Genomic DNA, 3,679 nt, shown 5'->3' with positions numbered 1-3,679 from the left:
CCGGCCACGCCGATCGCGCCGTCGAAGCGGATGAATTCGAGATGTGTCGGCACTTCGTCGCCGAAGCGGTCGATCATCGCCTTGACGTAAGCGAGATGATCCGGCGAAGGATAGCGGGTCTGCAGATAGGTAATCGTCGGGTCGACCCTGATGGCGCGCAGCGTCGTGTGGTTCCAGGTCAGCTCATAGGCCGGCGGCAGGCCCTTGAGATCGGCCTCGTTGTCGGCGCGGAAGACGATCTCGCCCTTGCTGCGCGCAGTAAGAGCGACAAAGGCGTCCATGGCATGCGGCGTGATCATGCAGACGACGATGCTTTGCTCGCGCCTGAAAAACCGCTGGTGCCGCTTGAAATAATCGTAAGGGATGGGCGCGGCGATCGGCGTGATCAGCTTCGCTAGAATGCCGTCCTGAATGGCGAGATCGTTGCCGAAGCCGGCCGCATCCATGAAATCGTCGAAGCCGACGATGACGTCGATCCAGTCGTAAGATGCGGTCAGCGGCATCTCGACCTCGGTGATGATGCCGTTGGTGCCGTAGGCATGCATCACCTTCAGCACCTCTTCGCCGGTAAGATCCATGATGCGAGGCTCCGCCTCCATCGTCACGGTCCTGAGCCGGATGACATTGCCGAGGTCGCGCAGCCCACCCCAGCGGATCGAGCCGACGCCGCCCGATCCGCCGGCGACGAAACCGCCGATCGACGCGGTGTTATAGGTCGATGGCGACATTCGCAGCTCCTGGCCGGAATGCGCGCGCGTCGCCCTGTCGATGTCGGCGAGGACGGCACCGGGTCCGGTCACGACGCGGCCGGGCGCGATCGTCTTGACTGCTTTCATTTCGGCGAGATTGAGCACGACGCCGCCGGACAAAGGCATCGCCTGCCCGTAATTGCCGGTGCCGCTGCCGCGCGGCGTCACAGGCACGCCATGCCGGTGACAGGCGGCAAGCACTCGGATCACCTCGTCTTCCGTCTTCGGTGTCACGATCAGATCGCCGGTCACATGGTCGAGCTGTTGCTTCAGCACCGGGCTGTACCAGTAGAAGTCACGGCTCTTTTGCTGGACGATCGCCGGATGGTCGTCGATCTTCAGACCGTCGAGATCGCGTTTGAGCGTAGCCAGGTCCATCATCCCACCATCAGATCATCGAGTTCGGCATAATCGGGCAATTGGCGCTCGATGGCGCGGCCGTCGCGCACCACGATGCGATCCGATTCAGGCCGCGACAGCAATTCCGTCCAGCTCCGCCCCTTGAAGACGACGAAATCGGCGGCGCCGCCGGCTGCAAGGGTGCCGAAACCGTCGAGCCGCATCACCTGGGCCGGCGTTGAAGTCACCGCCTGTGGCCAATCGCCGACCGGGTGATCGAAATGCAGGATGCGCGTCGCCATGCGATAGACCTCCAGCATGTCGAGATCGCCATAGGCGTAGAACGGATCTCGGGTATTGTCGGAGGCGACGGCGACAGGAATGCCGCGCGCTTTCATCTCGTGCAGCAGCGTCACGCCGCGCCAGCGCGGCGTGGTCTTGTCGCCGCGCCGGTCCTGCAGATAGAGATTGCACATCGGCAGCGACACCACGGCAAGCCTCGCCTTCGCCACCTTATCCAGCGTGTCGAGCACATCGAGATCGGGCTGGCGTGCCAGCGAGCAGCAGTGGCCGACGAGGATGTTTCCCTCAAAACCGTTCCACAAGGCCGCCTCTGCGATCTTCTTCAGCGAGATCGCCGAGATATCGTCAGTCTCGTCGGCGTGGAAATCGAGGTCGAGGCCATGCTTGATCGCCTGCGCGAACACCTGGTCGAGAAGCTCTTCCAGGTCCGGCAGCATATAGGTGACGACGCCGAGCACGCCATTGGCCGCGGCGACGCGTTTGGCCAGCCTTTCGAACCACTTCCTGTCGCGCACGCCTTCGATGCCAAGCAGGCAGGCCGCCTGCAGCTCGATGCGGCCACGCCATTTCTCCCGTATCGTCTCGAACACCGGCCAGGAGATCTCTTCCTGCGGCGCGACGCTGTCGAGATGGGTTCGCATAGCCCTGGTGCCGTGCGCGTAGGCTGAGCGCAGCGAAAAAGCCATGCGGCGGGCAACGTCGTCTGCGCTCCAGCGGGCAGCGCGATCGGCGCCGGTGGCGTTCAACGCGCCCATGAACGTGCCGTCCGGATTGGGTTTTCGAGGCCAGATATGGCCCTTGTCGATATGCGTGTGGCAGTCGACGAAGCACGGCATGACGACGCGGCCGCCGAGGTCGGCGGCAGCTGCGGGCGAATTGGACTGGCGATGCGCGACGATGCTGGAGATTTTGCCGTCGGCGACGGCGATATCAGCGAGCGCAAAGCCGTCGGCATCGAAGGCTGCGGCAAGGCCCGGCGTCAGTGATGCGTGAAGCCGGACGTTGGTGAGATGGTAAGGACCAGAGGCCGGTATCTCCAACATTTCATCGCTCCTGCTTCAGCGCGCTTTCATGCCAGCGCCGCAAAATGAGATGCGAGATCAGCGACAGCACCAGGAAGATCAGAATGCCGGTGAACGAGATCAGGATCAGGGCCGCAAACAGCCGCGGGGCGTTAAGCCGGTAACCGGCCTCGATGATGCGAGAGGCAAGCCCCGACGACTGGCCGGTTGCCCCGGCGACGAACTCGGCCACCACCGCGCCGATCAGTGACAGGCCGCCGGCGATCTTCAGCCCGCCGAGAAAATACGGCATCGCTGCCGGCAGCCTGAGATAACGCAATTGCTGCCAGCGGGTCGCGCCGTTAAGCCTAAACATGTCGCGCAGATTGCGGTCGACGGAATTGAGGCCGAGCGTGGTGTTGGACAGGATCGGAAAGAAGGCGACAATCCAGGCACATAGCAGAAGCTTCGTCGTCTGGTTGTCGACGTAGATGTTGATCAATGGGAAGATCGCGACGATCGGCGTCACCTGCAGGACGATGGCAAACGGGAAGAACGACATCTCCACCCATTTCGATTGTGCGAACAGGACCGCCAACCCAACACCGCCGACGACGGCCAGAAGCAGGCTGAGGAAGGTGATCCTGAGCGTCACCAGCAGCGAGGAAAACAGCAGCCCGGCATCGTCAAAAAGCGTTTGCAGCACCACACCGGGGCGCGGCAGGATATATTTCGGGATGTCGTTCCAGACGCAGATGCGGTCCCACAGCCAGATGGCCAGAATCATGATCGCCAGCGGCAGCACCCATCGGCCGATGCGCTCGAGCCGCTCCTGGCGCACGCGACGCGCCTCCTCGGGATCGAGCCTCAGCACGTGTTCTTCAATGGCCGTCATGGTGCGGTCCGGCAGTTGAGTTGATGGCGCCGATCAGCACATCGGACGCCTGACGGCAAAGCGCGGCATAGGCGGGCGAAGTACGGAAGGCTTCATTGCGCGGATAGGGCGCATCGATGACGAGTTCTTTGAACACCCGGCCCGGTCGCGCCGCCATGACGACGACGCGGCTGGAGAGGAAAACGCTTTCGAAGACGCTGTGGGTCACGAAGACGACGGTAAAATGCTCGTCCTGCCATAGCTCCAGAAGATCGTTGTTGAGCTTGAAGCGGGTGATCTCGTCGAGCGCTGCGAACGGCTCGTCCATCAAAAGCACGCGCGGCTTGGTCACCATGGCGCGGGCGATCGAGACGCGCATCTTCATGCCGCCGGACAGCTCGCGCGGCACGGCA

The 3,679-nt window shown here is 62.9% G+C and carries 4 protein-coding genes; all 4 read right to left on the bottom strand.

The features are described 5' to 3' along the window. Positions 1–1,127, bottom strand: a 1,127-nt coding sequence (locus EOA86_RS26520) for an FAD-binding oxidoreductase (RefSeq protein WP_164891997.1), incomplete at its 3' end; no start/stop codon positions are given. Beyond that, complete coding sequence (locus tag EOA86_RS26515) at positions 1,127–2,434, bottom strand: cytosine deaminase (protein WP_065012273.1); 1,308 nt, start codon at positions 2,432–2,434, stop codon at positions 1,127–1,129. The genes EOA86_RS26520 and EOA86_RS26515, both read right to left, overlap by 1 nt. 1 nt (position 2,435) lies before the next feature. Further along, on the bottom strand, positions 2,436–3,287 hold the full coding sequence (locus tag EOA86_RS26510; protein ID WP_127212290.1) for an ABC transporter permease: 852 nt from the start codon (positions 3,285–3,287) through the stop codon (positions 2,436–2,438). Next, a partial coding sequence (locus tag EOA86_RS26505) for an ATP-binding cassette domain-containing protein (protein ID WP_164891996.1) occupies positions 3,274–3,679 on the bottom strand: 406 nt, incomplete at its 5' end. The genes EOA86_RS26510 and EOA86_RS26505, both read right to left, overlap by 14 nt.

Origin of the sequence: Mesorhizobium sp. M5C.F.Ca.IN.020.32.2.1 (assembly GCF_004023105.1) — a bacterium.
Classification (GTDB): domain Bacteria; phylum Pseudomonadota; class Alphaproteobacteria; order Rhizobiales; family Rhizobiaceae; genus Mesorhizobium; species Mesorhizobium wenxiniae.
This window is presented reverse-complemented; position numbering and strand designations above follow the sequence as displayed.